The organism is Rothia sp. HC945 (genome assembly GCF_051370785.1).
GTDB lineage: Bacteria > Actinomycetota > Actinomycetes > Actinomycetales > Micrococcaceae > Rothia.
The window spans coordinates 190960-210420 of sequence record NZ_JBFCSN010000003.1 but is presented as its reverse complement, the minus strand read 5'-3'; the positions used below and the strand labels follow the sequence as shown (position 1 = coordinate 210420).

The window sequence follows — 19461 nt, the reverse complement described above, 5'->3', positions numbered from 1 at the left end:
TCCTGGACTCTGGCTTTGCGAGGCCGGCAGGTCGCGCGGGCCTCTCGCCGCCGTGAAACCCGGTCGGTGACCTGTCAACAGGAATGGATGTTCCACATGCCAGCAATCGTAATCGTCGGCGCCCAATGGGGCGATGAGGGCAAGGGCAAAGCGACCGATCTCCTCGGCGGCCGCGTCGACTACGTGGTCAAGCCGAATGGCGGCAACAACGCTGGCCACACCGTCGTCGTCGGTGGGGAGAAGTTCGAGCTCAAGCTTCTGCCTGCAGGCATTCTCAGCCCGGAGGCGACCCCCGTCATCGGCAACGGCGTCGTCGTGAATCCCGAAGCGCTCTTTGAAGAGATCGACGGGCTCGAAGCTCGCGGCGCGGACACCTCGAAGCTGCGCATCTCCGCCAACGCTCACCTGGTCGCGCCGTTCCACCAGACCATGGACAAGGTTACCGAGCGCTTCCTGGGGAAGCGGGCCATCGGTACCACAGGTCGCGGCATCGGCCCCGCGTACATGGACAAGATCGGTCGCCTGGGTATTCGTGTCCAGGACATCATGGATGAATCGATTCTTCGCCAGAAGGTCGAGGGCTCCTTGCGCCAGAAGAACGAGCTGCTGGTCAAGGTCTACAACCGCCACCACGTTGAGGTGGAAGAGATCGTCGATTACTTCGTGTCCTTCGCCGAGCGCCTCCGGCCGATGATCGTGGACTCCACGCTCTTGCTCAACAACGCGCTGGACGAGGGAAAGACCCTGCTCATGGAGGGCGGCCAGGCGACCTTCCTCGACGTCGACCACGGCACCTACCCGTTCGTGACCTCCTCCAACCCCACGGCGGGCGGCGCCTCCGTCGGATCCGGGGTGGGACCCACCCGGATCTCGCGTGTGATCGGAATTCAGAAGGCGTACACCACGCGGGTCGGCGCGGGCCCGTTCCCCACCGAGCTCTTCGACGAGTGGGGAGAGTTCCTGCAGAACACCGGCGGGGAGTTCGGGGTCAACACCGGACGTCCGCGTCGTTGCGGCTGGTACGACGCCGTTCTGGCCCGTCAGGCTGTGCGCATCAACGGTTTCACGGACTTGTTCCTGACCAAGATGGATGTTCTGACGGGTCTGGATCGCATTCCGGTGTGCGTTGCCTACGACGTCGACGGCGTGAGCCACGACGAAATCCCCATGACCCAGACCGAATTCCACCACGCGAAACCGATTTACGAGTACTTCGACGGCTGGACGGAAGACATCTCCCAGGCACAGTCCTTGGACGACCTGCCGGACAATGCTCGCAAGTACGTCGAGAAGCTCGAGGAGCTCTCGGGTTGCCGGATTTCCGCCATCGGGGTGGGGCCGGGACGCGAGAACACTATCGTGGTCCGGGATCTCATTGAAGACCACTAGGCGCCGGTCCCCGGCAGACCATACCGAGGAATAGGCTGGCTCATCATGGCGTACTTGCTTCATGTGTTGATTGATCGTGAGGAACGCGTTCATGAGCAGGAGTCGGCCGAGTCGACTGTGGAGGCTCTCCGCGCGTCGCCGGAATCGACCGCGTGTTTCGTCGTTGAGGACGCCTCCGAGGAAGAGTTGCAGGGCCTGGCCGAGGCTTTCGACCTCCATCCCCTGGCGGTCGAGGACGCCTCTCACGGTCACCAGCGTCCCAAGCTGGAACGCTACGGCCAGGCCTTGTTCCTCGCAGCGCACCCGATCTCCTACAAGGACAGATCGGAGAAGCTGGTCATCGCCGAGATCCACGCGTTCATCGGCCCGAACTACTTCGTGGTCACGGTGCCGAAGGGTGGGGCCTCCGGGCTGGTCGTGAGGCAGTTGCGTCGCGCCTTCAACCGATCTGCCCTCGAGCCGCACAACCCTCAGACCCTGTTGTACTTCCTGCTCGACGGCGTCGTGGATGGGTATGAGCCCGTCCTCATGGATCTGGAAGAGGACCTGGACGAGATCGAGGAGAACCTCTTCGCCGGGGGCAACACCTCGCAACGCATCTACGAACTGTTCAACGAGGTGGTCAAATTCCAGAGGGTCACCAGGCCGTTGAGCTACCTTCTGGACCTGTTGATGCGCGGGGCGGACAAGTACGGGACCCCGCAACAGCTGCACCCGCATTTCCGCGACGTGCGGGACCACGTGCTGCGAGCCATCGAGCACCTGGACAGCCTCCGTTCGGCCCTGCAGAACGCGCTGACGGTCGATTCGACCCTGGTTGGCCAGCGGCAGAACGACGCCATGAAGAGGCTCTCGAGCTGGGCGGCCATCCTCGTGGTCCCCACGATCATTGCGGGCATCTACGGGATGAACTTCGAGGAGATGCCCGAACTGGGGTGGGTTTTCGGGTATCCATTCGCCCTCGGCCTCATGGTGGTCATCAGCGGGATTCTCTACGCGCTCTTCAAGAAGAAGAACTGGATGTAACGGGGGACGACCCGGTGGGGCCCCGAACTCTCCGCTGGCGTACCATGTGGGGGAGAACCGCACCCCTCCGACCGAAGGAGATTTTCGATGCCCGAGCTCAACGACGTCGTCATCGTGGGTGGTGCCCGCACCCCTCAGGGCAAGATCATGGGCCAGCTGGCATCCCTCACTGCCGTCGATCTGGGCTCCCACGCGATCGCGGCGGCTCTCGAACGGTCGGGAGTGGCCACCGAGGCCGTCGACCAGGTTTTCATGGGGCACGTCGTCCAGGCGGGGTGCGGACAGAACCCGGCGAAGTCCTCCGCATTGGGTGCGGGAATCTCCCGCAATGTGCCGGCGATGACCCTCAACAAGGTCTGCCTCTCCGGGCTTGCGGCAGTCACCGAAGCGGCCCGTCTCATCCGGCTGGGAGAAGCCGACGTGGTCGTCGCCGGAGGGCAGGAGTCCATGTCCACGGCTCCGCATATCGCCCCGGGGATCCGCGCCGGCACCTCATACGGTGATCTCCGCCTGGTGGATGCGGTCGCGCGGGACGGGCTCACCGACGCCCAGGACGGGCGGTCCATGGGCGCGATGGCGGAAGAGGACAACGTAGCGCGAGGTATCGGCCGTGAGGAACAGGACCAGATAGCGGCGGCTTCGCACCAGCGGGCCGGGGCGGCGACGTCGTCCGGTCTGCTGACCGAGGAAATCGCGCCGTTGAGCATTCCTCAGCGAAAGGGCGACCCCGTGGTGGTGGATACGGACCAGGGGATCCGCGCGGACTCGACCGCCGAGACCCTCGGGGGATTGCGGCCCGCCTTCGCGCAGGACGGGACGATTACGGCAGGGAACTCTTCGCCCTTGTCCGACGGCGCGGCGGCCCTGGTGCTTGCCTCCAAGCGGTACGCGGAGGACCACGGTCTCGAATGGCTCGCGGAGGTCGGCGCGGCCGGCCAGACGGCAGGCCCGGACACCGCGTTGCATTCCCAACCCTCGCAGGCCACGAAGGCGGCCCTGGACAAGGAGGGATGGACGCCCGAGAACCTCGACCTGTGGGAAATCAACGAGGCTTTTGCGGCGGTGTCGCTCCAGTCAGGCCGTGATCTCGGCATCGACCAGGAAAAAATCAACATCCACGGAGGGGCCATCGCGCTGGGCCATCCGATCGGCGCGTCCGGCGCGCGTTTGGCCTTGCACGGGGCCTACGAACTCAAGCGCCGGGGCAGCGGCAAGGCGGCCGTGTCCCTGTGCGGCGGTGGCGGCCAGGGCGAGGCCCTGCTGCTGTTCCGCTGAAAACCCGAACCCAGGTGCCCGGGCCAGTACAGCGTGCTGGCCCGGGCGCTTGCGCGTCAGCCCCCCCTGAACGTTCCCGACCCGAAGAATGACGGAGAATCCATGACCCCTCGCATCGAACGCTTTGCCGACCAGGGATGCCTCGTCGTCAAGGGCCCTGACCGCCCCGGGATCGTGAGTGCGGTCGCCGGCGCGATCGCTCGGAACGGGGGCAATATTCTGCAGAGCGACCAGTTCACGAGCATCGACGAAGAGCCGATCTTCTACCAGCGCACCGTCTTCCACAAGGAGAACTTCACTGCGTCGATCCCCGACATCGAGGCGGACCTGCAGGACACCTTGCTGTCCGTGGGGCTCGACTGGCGGTTGATCGACCGTTCGACGCCGAAGCGCATGATCGTCCTTGCTCCGAAGTCCGACCACTGCCTGCTCGACCTGTTGTGGCGCCAGCAACGGGGCGAGTTGCCCGTGGAGATACCGATGGTCATTTCCAACCACCCGGATCTGCGCGACGAAGTGGAGTACTTCGGTGTCCCGTTCCACCACGTTCCCTCGCAGGGCGCGGACAAGTCGGAGGCAGAGGCGCGGATCATGGAGCTGGTCGAGGGAAAGGCCGATTTCATGGTCCTGGCTCGCTACATGCAGATACTTTCCGAAAGCTTTTTGCGTCGGATCGACGTGCCGATTATCAACATCCACCACTCGTTCCTTCCGGCCTTCGTGGGGGCCGGGCCGTACCGGATGGCGTGGGAGCGCGGCGTGAAACTCATCGGAGCGACGGCGCACTACGTCACCCCCGAACTTGATGCCGGCCCGATCATCGAGCAGGACGTCACCCGGGTAGACCACACCTTTTCCCCGGCCGACCTGCAAAAACACGGAGCCTACGTGGAGAGGGCAACCCTGTCACGCGCGGTCCAGGCCCACGCGGAGGACAGGGTCTTCTGGCACGGGAACCACGCGATCGTTTTCTGACGGCGTGGTGGTGGACGGGCCCCGTGACGATCCGCGTTGCGTGGCGGTTACCCGACTCGGTGGCGGTAACCGCTGTTAGGAGGCGGTTGAACCCCCACCTAACAACGGAAAACGCCAATCTATCGGGCAACCGCCACCCAACAGAGCCGCGCAGCGGGTGCGCAGGGCCGCGATGTCGCTGGGAAACCACTCTCAATCGGGCAACGGCCACCTAACAGCGCCACGCAACGGGCTCATAGAGCCTGATGCCGTCGCCAATCCTAGCGAGGCGGCAATCCGGTGCAGCTTTTGCGCTTGGCCCGGCGTGAAGTGGCAACCCTGTGCAGATTTTGGGGTGAATTCCGCACATAGCTGCCACCTCGGGCAACGGGCGTGCGCAAAACTGACACCTCGACGCCGGGTCAGCCCGGACGCCGATTCGGTCCCGACGCCGTGTCAGCCAGGCCCCGTCTCAGTCTCCCCGCCGACGCAGCCTGCTCGCCGTCTCAGTCTCGCAGCGTCGCGGCGGCGGCGACGTCGCCGGCCTCGCATCGGCCGCCCTGGACGGCCAGGGCGTCAAGCCGGTCGGCCGAGTTGGTGACGACCACGATCGTTGTGGGGTCCTTGCCCGCGCCGCGGACGGCCTCGATGTCCATCGACCCAAGCCGCTGGCCCGCGGTGACGCGATCGTGTTTGGCGGATTCGAGGTCGAAGGGCTCGCCCTTGAGCTCGACGGTGTCGATGCCCAGGTGAAGCAGGACCTCCAGGCCGTCATCGGTCCTGATGCCGAGGGCATGCTTGCTGCTGGTCGTCACCGTGACCTCGCCCGATACGGGAGCGACGATCTCGCCCGATGAGGGCTCCTGGATTCCGAAACCCTCGCCCATCATCTTCTGGGCGAAGACCGGGTCGGGAACGTGGTCGATGCGGATGACTTCCCCGGCGAGCGGGGCGAGAAGGTTCGAATCTTGTGTCTGGTCAGCGGCCATGAGATGACTCCTTGGGGGATTCGGAAATCGTCAGGGACGACAGTTTGGAATCCACCCTAGACGCATCCGGTCGTGAGGGCATGCACTTTTTGCCAATTCGTGACCTCGGGGTGCGTCCGCGCCCCGCGCCCGCGCCCGTACCCGCGAACCGAGCCCGGGCCCCGCGCACGCCTGGCGCCCCGCACCCCGACCCGACCCGCGGCGTCAGTACAAGCGTTCGGTGGCGATCCTCGCGCCCTCGGTCAAGGACTTGAGCTTGGCCTCAGCGACCTGAGGGTGGAGCCGACCGCCCAGACCGCAGTCAGTCCCGGCGATCACGTTCTCCTTGCCCAGGACGGAAGCGTACTGTTCGATCCGCTGGGCCACGAGCTCTGGGTGCTCGACCACGTTGGTCGAGTGGGAGACGACGCCGGGGATCACCAGCTTGCCGTCGGGAAGGTCCACTCCCTCCCAGTCCTTCCACTCGTGCGCGTGGCGGACGTTCGCCGCCTCGAAGACGTACGCTCCGGCGTTGATCGTGAAGAGCGAGTCGATGAGGTGTTTGATCTCGATGTCCGTGGTGTGGGGGCCGTGCCACGATCCCCAGCAGAGGTGGAAGCGGACCTGCTCCTCGGGAATGCCGCGCAAGGCATAGTTCGCGGCCTCGATCGCGAGCTGGTTGAACCGCAGGTACTCCTCGATGGTCGGCTCGGGCGTCAGCTGGTCCCAGGCCTCCGCGATGGAGGGGTCGTCCAATTGCACGATGAATCCGGCGTCCGTAATGGCTTTGTATTCTTCATGGAGCACATCTGCCCAGGCATAAATGAACTCTTCGTCGGTCGCGTAGTGGTGATTGCCAATACGCGATGCAGACCCCGGTGAGAGGGACGCGATGAACGCCTCCGACGCCGCATTCTTCTCCACGGCTGCGCGCAGATTGTTGATGTCCGTGGCAACCGCGTCCTGCCCCTGGTAAGTGAGCGGACCCGTCGCGATCGGAAATTCGCCGTCCGGGTCATTGCCCAGGTTGATGGATTCGTAGAAATCGGCGAACCGGTTCCAGTCCCGGCGCACCGCGAAGCTGTTGTACCGACCGTTGCCCGGCGTCTTGAGGATCTCTTGGAAGGACGTGTTGTCCACGGTTTCGAGGCCACCGGTTCTGGCGAAGGAATAGTGCCACCACGCGCCGTAGTCGACGTCGCTCGCCATCGCGTGACCGTACTCGCCGTCGTTGACGACGTCGATGCCCCACTCGACCTGCTTTTCCACGACGTCGTCGACCGACTCGGTCAGGACTGCCTGGAAATCCGACTCGGAGATCTCACCGCGTGCGCGGCGGGCGTTGGCCCGAATCAGTTCGTCGGTTCGCGGGAGCGAGCCCACGTGGGTCGTGCGGATGCGGTCGGCGCTGTTCAGCATGTCTTTCCTCCATCGGTCTTGGCGGTAGCACCTGCTTCGGGAGTGCGGGTTGCTGCGGCGTCGTCGAGCCAAGTCTCTCGGCCGCTCGGGATGGTCCGTGTGCCCGGCCCAGTTTTCTCGGTTCGTCCTCGGGAATCCAGCGGGTTCCGGCTCGTCGCGGCGTGTGACACGGTATTTCTCGACCAAGCCCTGTTACGCGATTGTGACTATCGGGGTTATCGTATCGATGGCGTCTTTTGGACGCGCATCACCAATACACGTAGCCAGGGCCACACTGGGGTGGTCCGACCATGGTTGTCGAGAGAACTAGAGACGCCGCATCTTCCTCTGGCTTGCCCATCGCACAGGCGAACAGTCGGCCGGCGGCGTCAAGATATGCAGAGGAATCCATGACCGATACGAGTCAGAGGCACACCGCAAAATATCCCGAAGAAATGGCGTATGAGCAGGAACAGGCCGGGCTGAAGCAGGGCCTCGGCCCGCGCCAGCTCCAGATGATCGCCATCGGTGGGGCGATCGGTACCGGGTTGTTCCTGGGAGCGGGTGGCCGACTGGCTTCCGCCGGCCCCTCCTTGTTTCTCGACTATGCGCTGTGCGGGTTCATCGCCTATCTGATTCTCCGACAGTTGGGCGAACTGGTGGTCCACCGTCCGTCCTCCGGTTCGTTCGTCTCCTACACCCGCGAGTTCTACGGTGAGAAAGCGGCGTTCGTCTCGGGGTGGATGTACTGGCTCAACTGGGCGACAACGGCCATCGTGGACTCCACGGCCATCGCGATCTACGTGCACTGGTTCGGTCAGTACAGTGCCTTCGTCGATGCCATACCCCAGTGGCTCGTGGCGCTGTTGGTCATCGTTCTGGTCGTGGCCCTGAATCTCATCTCCGTGAAGGTCTTCGGGGAGATGGAGTTCTGGTTCGCTCTCATCAAGGTCGCCGCGCTGGTGGTCTTCCTGGTGCTCGCGATCGCTTTCGTCATCTTCGGAACCCCGACGGGATCCCCTCGCGGCATCGGTCTGATTGCTGAAAACGGTGGTCTGTTCCCGAACGGTCTGATGCCGGCGCTGATCATCATGCAGGGCGTGGTCTTCGCCTATGCCTCGATCGAGTTGGTCGGCACCACCTCCGGTGAGACCCGTGACGCCGCCAAGGTGATTCCCAAGGCGATCAACACGGTCATCCTGCGCATCGCGATCTTCTACGTCGGCGCGATCTTCCTGCTCACTCTCCTGCTGCCTTACACGGCCTTCAGTGAGGACGAGTCTCCGTTCGTCACGTTCTTCTCCTCGATCAACGTCGGGGCGGCCGGTCCGATCATGGAACTCGTGGTCATCACCGCGGCCCTCTCTTCCCTGAATGCCGGCCTGTATTCCACGGGGCGCATACTTCACTCCATGTCCATGGCGGGTTCTGCCCCGCGATTCGCCCAGCGGCTCACCAAATCCGGTGTTCCGTACGGCGGGATCCTGCTGACCGCAGGGGTCGCTCTCCTCGGCGTCGTGCTGAATTACTTCGTCCCCGAGTCCGCCTTCGAGATCGTGCTCAACATTGCTTCTCTCGGCATCATCGCCGGCTGGGTCGCGATCACCATGGCCCACATGAAGTTCGTTTCCTTGACCAAGCAGGGTAGGTACCGGCGGCCTGCGTACAGGGCGCCCGGGGCTCCGGTGACGAACTGGATCACTCTGGTCTTCTTGGCGGGTGTGATCGTGCTGATCGGCTTCGACTATCCGGTGGGCACGTACACCTTGTCGACCATGGTCATCATCATTCCTGCCCTGATCGTCGGCTGGTTCGTGGTGCGACGCCGGGTCAGGGAACTGGCAGCGGAGCGTGAGGGCGTCACGGGTCTGTATCCCGTGGTTGCGGACCGGCCCGCGGCCCGACGCACCCATCGTGAGGGTCGCCGCGGTCACGGCAGCACAACGATCATCCATGCGGAGGACGAGAGCCAGGATCCCGAAGACGGCTCCGACAAGGGCTGATCCGGAGGGGTAAGCCCCTATGCTGGGGCCATGCCCCGCATTCTTCTGGACAACGACACCGGTATCGACGATGCGCTCGCGCTCGTGTACTTGGCGGCCCAGCCCGAGATCGTCTTCGAGGCCGTCTCGTGCACTCCTGGAAACGTTCCCGCCGATGACGTCGCCAGGAACAATCTGGGGCTGCTGAGCCTGTGCGGGCGCGACGACGTGCCGGTTTTCCTTGGGGCATCCCGTCCGCTCGGCAAGGAACTGGTCACGACCCCGGAGACCCACGGCCCCCAGGGCATCGGGTACGCCCGAGTGGATTCCGATGTGGAGATCACGGAAGGTTTCGCGCCAGAGGTGTGGGTCGAGCTGGCCCGCGAGAATCCGGACCAACTCGACGCGATCTGCACGGCACCGCTCACGAACTTTGCTCTGGCCCTGCGCATGGAGCCGAGGCTCCCGGAGTTGCTGCACTCGGTCACGATCATGGGCGGCGCATTCTTCCATCCCGGCAACACGACGCCTCTGGCCGAATGGAACATCCACTCGGATCCTCTGGCCGCGCGGGAGGTCTTCGCGGCCTACGAGGCGTTTGAGGGGTTGCCCGAGAACAAATTGCCGCTCGTCTGCGGGCTCGAGACGACCGAACGCTACGAGCTCCAGCCCGACGATGCGGCGACGTGGGCCATCGACGCCGCGGCGGATCGTCCTCTCGATCCTGACGGGCGGGGCGCGCGCCTGCTGAAGGTGCTCGACGACGCGCTTCGTTTTTACTTCGAGTTCCACGAGCAACATGGTTACGGATACATGGCCCACATCCACGACTTCTTTGCCTCTGCGGCGGCCATCGGGGATGCGGAGTACGACGCCGTGACCACGACCGTGGAGGTTGTGGCGGATGAGGGCTCCGCGCACGGAACCACGATCGCCGATCTCCGGAACATGTTGGGGCGCAGGCCGTCGGCCCGGTTGGTTACGCAGAACGATCCGGTGCAGGGGATCTCCCGGCTTCGGTCCTCCGTCGTCGATCTGGTGCGTCACCTCGACGCCGAGGACGCCGGATAGCCGGCCTCGAACGTGCGGGACGGTGGTCCACTTCCGGCGCGGGGAGCGACGGATGGTCGACCGTGTGCGGCGTTCCATCATTCAAGACATGACGTCTCGGCAGGTGGTAGCCGAAACTGCGGGAGTAGTCTGGAATGAGCATCAGAGGCCGAAGGAGGACATATGCCTGAACTGCGTTCCAGAACATCCACGCACGGGCGCAACATGGCCGGAGCCCGCGCGCTCTGGCGTGCGACGGGAATGAAGAAGGAAGACTTCGGGAAACCGATCGTCGCGATCGCCAACTCCTTCACCCAGTTCGTGCCCGGCCACGTTCACCTGAAGAATATGGGAGCGCTCGTTGCCAGCGCGGTCGAGGAGGCCGGCGGCGTCGCCAAGGAATTCAATACGATTGCCGTGGACGACGGGATCGCCATGGGTCACGACGGAATGCTCTATTCCCTTCCGTCCCGAGACATCATTGCCGACTCGGTCGAGTACATGGTCAATGCCCACCGCGCCGACGCCCTGGTGTGCATCTCCAACTGTGACAAGATCACGCCGGGCATGCTCATGGCCGCGATGCGCTTGAACGTTCCCGTGGTCTTCGTGTCGGGCGGCCCGATGGAGTCGGGCAACGCGGTCGAGGGCGTCATCGAACACCGGATCGATCTGGTGGATGCGATGTCCTACGCCGTGGACGAGTCCGTGACGGATGACCAGCTCGGCATGATCGAGGAGAACGCATGCCCGACGTGCGGTTCCTGCTCCGGGATGTTCACCGCGAACTCGATGAACTGCCTGACCGAGGCCCTGGGCCTGTCGTTGCCCGGCAACGGAACCACGTTGGCTACGCAGGTCGCCCGCAAGGACCTGTTCCTGAATGCGGGACGGACCGTCGTCGATCTGGCCAAGAAGTACTACCAGGAGGACGACGAATCCGTTCTCCCGCGCAACGTCGCCTCCAAGAACGCCTTCACCAACGCGATGGCCCTGGATATCGCCATGGGCGGTTCCACCAACACCGTGCTGCACATTCTCGCGGCCGCGCAGGAGGCCGAGGTCGACTTCACGCTCAAGGACATCGACGAGCTGTCTCGGCACGTGCCGTGTCTGGCCAAGGTCGCGCCGAATTCGACGCAGTTCCACATCGAGCACGTGCACAAGGCCGGTGGAATCCCGGCGATCCTGGGCGAGCTGGACCGTGCCGGCCTGTTCCGGCACGAGGGGGTGCGCACCGTGCACGCGGAGTCCGTGGATGACTGGCTCAACGAGTGGGACATCCGCCGCGACACGGCCACCGAGCGGGCCCGGGAGCTGTTCCTGGCCGCGCCAGGCGGCGTCCGCACGACCCAGGCCTTCTCGACGGCCAACAAGTTCGAGGAGCTCGACACCGACCCCGAGTTCGGGTGCATCCACTCCGTCGAACACGCATACACCAAGGACGGCGGCCTGGCCATCCTCTTCGGCAACATCGCGGAGGACGGCGCCGTCATCAAGACCGCGGGCATCGATGAGAGCCTGTTCCACTTCCGTGGCAAGGCGTTCGTGGTCGAGTCGCAGGACGAAGCCGTGTTCGAGATCCTGTCCAAGCACGTGGAGCCGGGCGACATCGTCGTGATCCAGTACGAGGGTCCCAAGGGTGGTCCGGGCATGCAGGAGATGCTGTACCCGACGTCGTACCTCAAAGGCCTGGGCCTCGGGAAGGAGTGCGCCCTCATCACAGACGGACGCTTCTCGGGAGGGACCTCGGGTATCTCGATCGGTCACATCTCGCCGGAGGCCGCTGCGGGCGGCGCCGTGGGGTTGGTCGAGCACGGCGACGAAATCGAGATCGACGTCGCCAACCGCCTCCTCCAGGTCCACGTGTCCGACGAGGAGCTGGCCCGCAGGCGGGAGGCCCGCGGCCCGTTGCCCTGGAAGCCGACCAAGCCGCGCGAGCGTCAGGTGTCCACGGCGTTGCGTGCCTATGCCTCGATGGTGACGAGCGCCGACAAGGGCGCCGTCCGCATCGTTCCTGAGTAAGTCGGTCCCTCCCCGCGCGCCGAGGCGGAAGTTTTGTGCGGAAATTGGGCCACAAGCCGCACATGATTGCCACCTCGCGCGGGCCTGGGGTCCTATGATGGGGTTTCCCCAAAAACAACATTTGTTGTGTTTTGGGTTACACGAGTCCGAGCATCGCGGTAGGCTGTGGAGCGATATTTCGCGGACCGTGTAAGGTTCAGATTCCAAGCAACGGGAGGACCCCATGGCAGCATCCGGCTCGGACTCGTCGGCGGCGAGTCGTTCACCCGAAGCCGCGCAGAACCAATTCGAAGCCGAGCAGGAGGGGTTCAAGAAGGGCCTGAGCCCTCGCCAACTCCAGATGATCGCTATCGGCGGTTCGATCGGTACGGGTTTGTTCCTCGGGACGGGTGGCCGCCTCGAGTCGGCCGGCCCGACCCTGTTCATCCTTTATGCCGTGGCCGGATTCTTCGGATACTTGATCCTGCGCCAGTTGGGTGAACTCGTGGTGCACCGGCCGTCGTCGGGCTCCTTCGTCTCTTACTGTCGCGAGTTCTTCGGTGAGAAGTCGGCCTACTTTACCGGGTGGATGTACTGGCTGAGCTGGGCAACCACAACGATCGTGGACGCAACCGCGATGGCCATCTACATCAGGTGGTTCGGCCAGTACATCGACTTCATCGGTTCCATCCCGCAGTGGGTGCTCGCGTTCCTGGTGATCGCGGCGGTCACGGTCATGAACCTCATCTCGGTGAAGGTCTTCGGCGAGATGGAATTCTGGTTCGCGATCGTCAAGGTTGCGGCCCTGGTCGCATTCATGGTCGTGGGCATCCTCTTCGTGATTTTCGGGTCGCCCTCGGGGGAGCCGACCGGGTTCAGCCTGATCTCTCAGAGCGGCGGCATGCTCCCCAACGGCCTCTTGGCCGCATTGGTGGTCTCACAGGGCGTGGTCTTCGCCTATTCGGGTATCGAACTCGTCGGCACCGCCTCGGGCGAGACGCAAGAGCCCGCACGCGTTATCCCCCGCGCGATCAACTCCGTGATCCTCAGGATCGCGGTGTTCTACGTGGGCTCCGTCCTGCTCCTCTGCCTCTTGCTGCCCTATACGCAGTACAGCGATGACGAATCCCCGTTCGTCACATTCTTCGCCTCGATCGGGGTCGACGCCGCCGGGCCGATCATGCAGCTCGTGGTCATCACGGCCGCGCTCTCGTCCCTCAACGCCGGTCTCTACTCGACCGGTCGCATCGTCCATTCGATGGCGATGGCAGGCTCGGCTCCGCGCGTCGCGCAGAAGCTGACCAAGGGCGGGGTCCCGTTCGTGGGGATTCTGTTGACCACGGGCGTGGGGATGCTCGGCGTCGTGCTGAATTACTTTGTCCCGGAGGCGGCCTTCGAGATCGTGCTGAACATGTCGGCCGTCGGGATCATTGTCGGTTGGGCCGCTATCACCCTGCCGCACCAGAAATTCGTGTCGCTGGCCAAGAAGGGCCTGTATCAGCGCCCGAAGTACCGGGCGCCGTTGGCCCCCTTCACCAACTGGATCACCATGGCGTTCTTCGTGGCGGTCATGATCCTGATCGCCTTCGACTATCCCGTGGGCACCTACACGTTGGCCTCCATGCTCATCATCATTCCCTTGCTCATCATCGGTTGGTTCATGGTTCGGCGCCGGGTGATGGAGGTTGCGGCGCAGCGCGAGGGCTATACGGGCCAGTTCCCGGTGGTCGCGCAGTGGCCGACCACGGAGGACGCCGATGAACCTTTCGACCACGGACGCTCCAACACCACCATCCGCCTCGACGACGACGAAGACGACGAATAGCCGGCCGGTGCCTCGGCGCCCACGCCGAACACGGTGCAGTCCCCGGTGCTGGCGCATTCTGGGGTGACCCCGAGGTAAGCTTCCACAGTGAACCGCTCGGGTGAGGTGAACCACAGTGTCGTGAGATCGTCCTCTCCCCGCCGGTGATATTTCGAGCAGAGCACCGTTCGTGCGGACCGGCGGGATGCCCGGTTGCGCGCGTGGTTGCTCCCTGACCTGAAGGTTGAACAATGTCATCGACATCTGCGCCTGATAATCGTCCTGCTCCGAGCAGCAACGGCACTGCCGGGGTGGTGGCCAACGAGGACGCGGGGCTCCACAAGGGGCTCGGAGCCCGCCAGCTCCAAATGATCGCGATCGGTGGGGCTATTGGCACCGGTCTCTTCCTAGGGGCGGGCGGACGCCTGGCCTCGGCCGGTCCCTCGCTTTTCATCATCTACGGAGTTTGTGGATTCTTCGGATACCTCATGCTCCGCTCGCTGGGGGAGCTGGTGTGCCACCGACCCTCCTCCGGTTCGTTCGTTTCCTACACCCGAGAGTTCTATGGGGAGAAGGCCGCGTACGTGTCGGGCTGGTTGTACTGGCTGAACTGGGCCATGACGGCGGTGGCCGACGCGACGGCGATCGCGATCTACGTGCGCTGGTTCGCCAAATACAGTGATTTCGTCGGAAACATTCCGCAGTGGGTCTGTGCACTGGCCGTCGTCGCGATCGTGCTGATCACCAACCTCATTTCTGTCAAAGTATTCGGTGAGATGGAATTCTGGTTCTCGCTCATCAAGGTCGCGACCTTGGTCCTCTTCCTGGTGCTCGGCATCATCTTCGTGATCTTCGGATCGCCGAATGGTGAGCCCACCGGCATTCACCTCATCACGGACCATGGGGGCCTTTTCCCCTCCGGCGGGCTCGCCGCGCTCGTGGTGGTCCAGGGGGTCGTCTTCGCCTACGCCGGCATCGAGCTCGTGGGGACGACGTCGGGGGAGACCCGGAACCCGGAGAAGGTCATCCCCAGAGCGATCAACACCGTGATCTTGCGCATCGCGGTCTTCTATGTCGGATCCGTGCTCTTGCTGTGCATGCTGATGCCGTACACCGCTTACAGTGAGAAGGAATCGCCCTTCGTGACGTTCTTCTCCTCGATCGGTGTCGACGCCGCCGGACCCATCGTCCAGTTGGTCGTCATCACCGCCGCCCTCTCGTCGCTCAACGCCGGGCTCTACTCCACGGGCCGCATCCTGCACTCGATGGCCATGGCCGGGTCGGCTCCCAAGTTCGCGGCGAAGCTCAATTCGTCGGGTGTGCCCTTCGGCGGAATCTGCCTGACCGCCGTGGTGTCACTGATCGGCGTCATCCTGAACTACTTCGTTCCGGAGCAGGCCTTCGAGATCGTGCTCAACATTTCTGCACTCGGAACGATGGCCTCATGGGCCGCGGTGACGCTCTCCCACAAGAAGTTCGTGAGCCTTTCCGAGAAGGGCCTGTACACACGACCCCGCTATCGGGCGCCCCTGGCACCATGGACCAACTGGATGACGGTCGCGTTCCTCGTCGCCGTTCTGGTCCTCATGGCCATTGACTACCCCGTGGGAACATACACGTTGGGTTCCATGCTGATCCTGATCCCGTTGCTCGTTGGCGGCTGGTTCCTCGTCAGGGACCGGGTGATGGAGTTGGCCGCGGAGCGTGAGGGCGTCACGGGGACACACCCGATCGTCGCCGCACGTCCGGCCGCTGAGACCAAGCACCCGCACCACCCGCACCAGGCTCGGGCCGTGATCTCCCCGGAGATTCACGACGAGCACGACGACGAGGACTGACGGCGGCCCTCACGGCCACGACCGAGCGCGGTGGCTACCAGTCACCGTGCGCGGTCGTGGCCTACGTTTGTCGGCCTCTGCGGGGGAGGACCAGGGCAACGCCGATCAGCAGCGGAATGATGACGCAGACAGCGGCCGTAGAATAGCCGTGCTCTGTCGGGAATACGGCCCCCTTCGTCGTTGCGGTGGCGAGGAGGAGGCCGGCGACGGCGCTCCCTGCGCTGAAGCCGGCAGTGCGTGCGATCTGGTTGAGGGACAGGACGCTGGAGGATTCCTGCTGGGGTACGCCCTCGAGCACGAGTCGCGGCATGATGGACGACGCCCCGCCGACGCCGAAACCGAGAACCGCCATCGAAGCCAACGCCACGAGGAGCGAACCCGGCGCGAGAGCGAAGATGCAGGCGGCGAGCATTACCGAAGCGGCATATATCGTGAATATCCATGGGGGCGACACGCGACTCCTGAGGACTGGCGTGAGGCGGCCTGCCCCGAGCCCCACGGCGGAAAAGGGAATCAGGACGGCACCGGCAAGGACGCCGGAGAGCCCGAACCCGTATCCGGCCGCGGTCGGTGTCTGAACATACCGCGTGAGCAACGAGAACAACAGGTACATGCCTGCTCCCGAGACGAGCATGGCGGCATTCGCACGCAAGGCGCCGCTGTTCCGGAGGACGGCCAGGTTTACCAGGGGTTCGGCCGTGCGCCGTTCGACCGCGACCCATGCGATGAACGCGGCGGCGGATGCGATCACGATCGAGAGACCCAGCCAGGCGGGCCGCCACACCGAGGGCTGGGCCAGAACCAGCAGAGCCCCCAGGATGCCGAGTGCAAGAAGCACCGCACCAGGCACATCAACACGAGCAGCAGGACCCGGCCGGTCTCGTGGAACGAATTTCCACGCGACGAGCACCGCAGCCAGGGACAGAAGAAATCCCGTGCCGAAGGCGACGCGGAGTCCCGCTGCCTCGTTGATCAGGCCCATCAAGGGGTAGGCGATGCCGATCCCGACCGTGGAGGCGACCGAGACGATCGCGATCGTCGACTCGGCCTGCTTTTCCGGGAGGTGATCCCTCGCGATGCCCATGAGGAGAGCCGTGACGCCCAGGCCGAATCCCTGGAATGCGCGACCGATCATCAGGAGCCACAACGGCCCGGGGCATGTGATCAGCAAACCACCCGCAGCCACCAGAGAGAGGGCGATCAGGAGCGAGCTTCTCCGATGTGGACCCGTGCCGAGTCGCCCCAGAACCGGAGCGGTCACGGCGCCAGAGAACAGGGTGATCGTGAGCGACCACTGTGCCGCTTCGAGGCTTGTCCCGATGTGGATGGCGACTGAGGTGATGAGGGGTGCGCCGACGCCTCCGATCACTGCTCCCAGAAACGCGACGACGACGATGGCCGGACCAAGTCCGGAGGGTGCGCCGCGACGACTCGAGGCCGAGGTCATTGATTCGTCTCCCCGGTGATGTGGCGGAACAGGTCCGGGCGGATTCGTGTCCGAATGCCCTCGGCCCATTCCTCGTCGAGTGCTTCGACGTCCATGGCCGCTCCGGAGTTCAGCAACATGCCGTAGGCGAGGAATGTCTTGACCGTGACCGGGTCCAAGCCTGTGGTCCCAGCGACCGCCGTCCACATGTCCCCGAAACTTTGTCGCACGGCGTCCTGGATCTCGGGGTCACCGCAGGCTGCCAGTCCCTGGAGTTGGAGCAACAGATTCGTTCGGTCGGCGAGCGAGTCGTAGTACTGCTGTCCCATCTCGGACAAAGCCGTGAGGCCCGTGTCCGCTCCGGCGGACTTCTGCATGCCCTCCGTGACTCGCCCGAAGGCCTCTTGGATCAGCTCGAGAAACAGTGCTTTCTTCGTCCCGAAGATGCGGAACACGTACGCCTGGGAGATTCCGGCCTTCTTCGCGATGGCCTCCGTCGAGGCGCCGTGAAGGCCGTGTGCGGCAAACTCCTCGGCCGCGATCTCCGCTATCTGTGCTCGTCGCTTCGAGCGGCTCATTCTTTCGACCATGCCCAGAAGTTACCAGTTACTAACTACTTACAAAACCGCAAGCATGGTGCGTCCGGGGTGGTGTCGACGCTCGCGCCGTTGGGCCTCGGCGGAGCTCTGCACTCCTACCTGACCACGGAGCTCAGCAAGAGACTCGTCTCGCTGTTGACCACACCGGAGATCCCCCGAATGGACTTGAGTACGGCGTCGAAGTCCTGGAGATCGACGCACTGCATCTCGGCGACGAGGTCCCATCCACCGTTGGTCGTGTGGAGCGCGAGGATTTCGGGCAAGCCTCTCAGCTCATTGATGACGTGATCGGTGGTCCGTCCCTCGACCTCGATGAGGGATATCGCTCGGACCTGTGAGGCCTCGGCGTAGTCCCTGACCCGCACGCTGAAACCCACGATGATGCCGCGGGCCGTGAGGGAATCGATGCGTTTGGTGACGGTGGCTCGGGATACGCCGAGCTCTTCGGATAGGGCCGCGATGGAGGCGCGGCCGTCCTTGCGCAGGGCCGCAATGAGTCGTCGATCAAGATCTGAAGTCTTTGCCATGAACAGAATGCTAACTCATGGATCGTAATCTGCTCATGTTGTGCGAAATTTGTTGTTTGATTGTCCGTTTCGGTCAAAGAGTGTGGATATTACACTGTCGATAGGAACACGAGTCACTTTGAGAGGGAGGATTGCCGTGACGCAATTCGTCGATGTCCAGAACATGGCGCGCTGGATCCAGCGCGACGGAGTGGAAAACATCATCGGGAAGATGATGGATTACCTCGAGCGCGATTTCAGCCGGTGGGCCAAGTTCGACAAGACCCCGCGGGTGGCCAGCCATACTCCGTTCGGCGTCATCGAGCTCATGCCGACATCGGACGGTGAGGAGTACTCCTTCAAATACGTCAACGGACATCCGTCCAACCCCGCGCGTGGTTTCCAGACCGTGACGGCGTTCGGCGTGCTGGCCGACGTCGACAACGGTTACCCGACGTTCCTCGCCGAGATGACCTTGCTGACGGCATTGAGGACGGCCGCGACGTCGGGCATGATCGCGCGCAAGCTGGCCCGGCCGGATTCGAAGCGCATGGCACTCATCGGCGCGGGCTCGCAGTCCGAGTTCCAGTCCCTCGGATTCCGCGCCGCCCTGGGTATCGAGGACCTGACGGTCTACGACATCGATCCCCAGGCCGTCGAAAAGCTTCAGCGGAACCTCGAGCCCCTCGGATTCCGTGTCACGGTGGCCGATACGGTCGACGAGGCCGTGGCCGACGCCGACATCATCACCACCTGTACCGCGGACAAGGCGCAGAACACGATCCTCGCGAACCGCCACGTTCGGCCGGGCGTTCACCTGAACGCCGTGGGCGGTGACTGCCCCGGCAAGACCGAGTTGGAGGCAGAGATCCTCGATCGCGGAAACGTGTTCGTGGAGTTCACTCCGCAGACCCGGGTCGAGGGCGAGATCCAGCAAATGGACCCGGACTTCCCCGTGACGGAGTTCTGGCAGGTCCTCAACGGCGAGGCGCAGGGGCGCACTTCCGCCGAGGACATCACGATCTTCGACTCCGTCGGGTTCGCGATCAACGATTTCTCCGCCCTGCGGTGCGTCAGGGACGCGACCGCGGGCTCCGAACTGCAGAGCTACGTTGACCTCGTGGCAGACCCCGATGACCCCAAGGACCTGTTCTCCTTGGTCAATGCGATGAAGCCCGTGGGCTGATCGTCGGCCGACCTCGTCGAGAGAGGGGCCGTGTCGCGCACCGTGTGGTGTGCAGC

15 protein-coding genes and 1 riboswitch are annotated in these 19461 nt (G+C 64.0%); of the genes, 10 read left to right on the top strand and 5 right to left on the bottom strand.

What is annotated here, in order from left to right; translation table 11 throughout:
• Positions 1-96: 96 nt before the first annotated feature.
• From AB0Y14_RS10930 to purU, 4 genes are all read left to right on the top strand, one after another.
• Entirely contained in the window at positions 97-1389 is a 1293-nt protein-coding gene (locus AB0Y14_RS10930; RefSeq protein ID WP_436589291.1) for an adenylosuccinate synthase, read from the top strand.
• A 45-nt stretch (positions 1390-1434) separates the two neighbouring features.
• On the top strand, positions 1435-2415 hold the full coding sequence (locus tag AB0Y14_RS10925; RefSeq protein ID WP_436589290.1) for a magnesium and cobalt transport protein CorA: 981 nt from the start codon (positions 1435-1437) through the stop codon (positions 2413-2415).
• A gap of 87 nt (positions 2416-2502) precedes the next feature.
• Entirely contained in the window at positions 2503-3690 is a 1188-nt protein-coding gene (locus AB0Y14_RS10920) for an acetyl-CoA C-acetyltransferase (RefSeq protein ID WP_436589289.1), read from the top strand.
• Positions 3691-3792: 102 nt separating this feature from the next.
• On the top strand, positions 3793-4665 hold the full coding sequence (gene purU / locus AB0Y14_RS10915; protein ID WP_436589288.1) for a formyltetrahydrofolate deformylase: 873 nt from the start codon (positions 3793-3795) through the stop codon (positions 4663-4665).
• Between the two features lie 485 nt (positions 4666-5150).
• Here purU and AB0Y14_RS10910 read toward each other — a convergent pair whose 3' ends face one another.
• Both AB0Y14_RS10910 and AB0Y14_RS10905 read right to left on the bottom strand, forming a co-directional pair.
• Positions 5151-5633: a PTS sugar transporter subunit IIA gene (locus AB0Y14_RS10910; RefSeq protein WP_436589287.1), complete on the bottom strand. Its 483-nt coding sequence runs from the start codon at positions 5631-5633 to the stop codon at positions 5151-5153.
• Positions 5634-5837: 204 nt separating this feature from the next.
• Positions 5838-7031, bottom strand: a complete 1194-nt coding sequence (locus tag AB0Y14_RS10905) for a cobalamin-independent methionine synthase II family protein (protein WP_436589286.1) — start codon at positions 7029-7031, stop codon at positions 5838-5840.
• Between the two features lie 6 nt (positions 7032-7037).
• Positions 7038-7128, bottom strand: a riboswitch (SAM riboswitch).
• 292 nt (positions 7129-7420) lie between these two features.
• Here AB0Y14_RS10905 and AB0Y14_RS10900 point away from each other — a divergent pair.
• From AB0Y14_RS10900 to AB0Y14_RS10880, 5 genes are all read left to right on the top strand, one after another.
• Positions 7421-9013: an amino acid permease gene (locus AB0Y14_RS10900; RefSeq protein WP_436589285.1), complete on the top strand. Its 1593-nt coding sequence runs from the start codon at positions 7421-7423 to the stop codon at positions 9011-9013.
• 30 nt (positions 9014-9043) lie between these two features.
• Entirely contained in the window at positions 9044-10063 is a 1020-nt protein-coding gene (locus AB0Y14_RS10895; protein ID WP_436589284.1) for a nucleoside hydrolase, read from the top strand.
• Positions 10064-10225: 162 nt separating this feature from the next.
• On the top strand, positions 10226-12067 hold the full coding sequence (ilvD, locus tag AB0Y14_RS10890; protein ID WP_436589283.1) for a dihydroxy-acid dehydratase: 1842 nt from the start codon (positions 10226-10228) through the stop codon (positions 12065-12067).
• Positions 12068-12290: 223 nt separating this feature from the next.
• On the top strand, positions 12291-13871 hold the full coding sequence (locus tag AB0Y14_RS10885; RefSeq protein ID WP_436589282.1) for an amino acid permease: 1581 nt from the start codon (positions 12291-12293) through the stop codon (positions 13869-13871).
• 230 nt (positions 13872-14101) lie between these two features.
• Entirely contained in the window at positions 14102-15688 is a 1587-nt protein-coding gene (locus tag AB0Y14_RS10880) for an amino acid permease (protein ID WP_436589281.1), read from the top strand.
• 61 nt (positions 15689-15749) lie between these two features.
• Here the strand turns inward: AB0Y14_RS10880 and AB0Y14_RS10875 are convergent, their stop codons facing one another.
• From AB0Y14_RS10875 to AB0Y14_RS10865, 3 genes are all read right to left on the bottom strand, one after another.
• Positions 15750-17135, bottom strand: a complete 1386-nt coding sequence (locus tag AB0Y14_RS10875; protein ID WP_436589280.1) for an MFS transporter — start codon at positions 17133-17135, stop codon at positions 15750-15752.
• The gene (locus AB0Y14_RS10870; RefSeq protein ID WP_436589279.1) at positions 17132-17692 is read right to left on the bottom strand and encodes a TetR/AcrR family transcriptional regulator; all 561 of its coding nucleotides are present in this window, start codon (positions 17690-17692) and stop codon (positions 17132-17134) included. Before AB0Y14_RS10870 ends, AB0Y14_RS10875 begins: the two co-directional genes overlap by 4 nt.
• A 116-nt stretch (positions 17693-17808) precedes the next feature.
• On the bottom strand, positions 17809-18240 hold the full coding sequence (locus AB0Y14_RS10865; protein ID WP_129316273.1) for an Lrp/AsnC family transcriptional regulator: 432 nt from the start codon (positions 18238-18240) through the stop codon (positions 17809-17811).
• 136 nt (positions 18241-18376) lie between these two features.
• Between AB0Y14_RS10865 and AB0Y14_RS10860 the strand changes: the two genes are divergently transcribed.
• Positions 18377-19405: an ornithine cyclodeaminase gene (locus tag AB0Y14_RS10860; RefSeq protein ID WP_436589278.1), complete on the top strand. Its 1029-nt coding sequence runs from the start codon at positions 18377-18379 to the stop codon at positions 19403-19405.
• Positions 19406-19461: the final 56 nt, after the last annotated feature.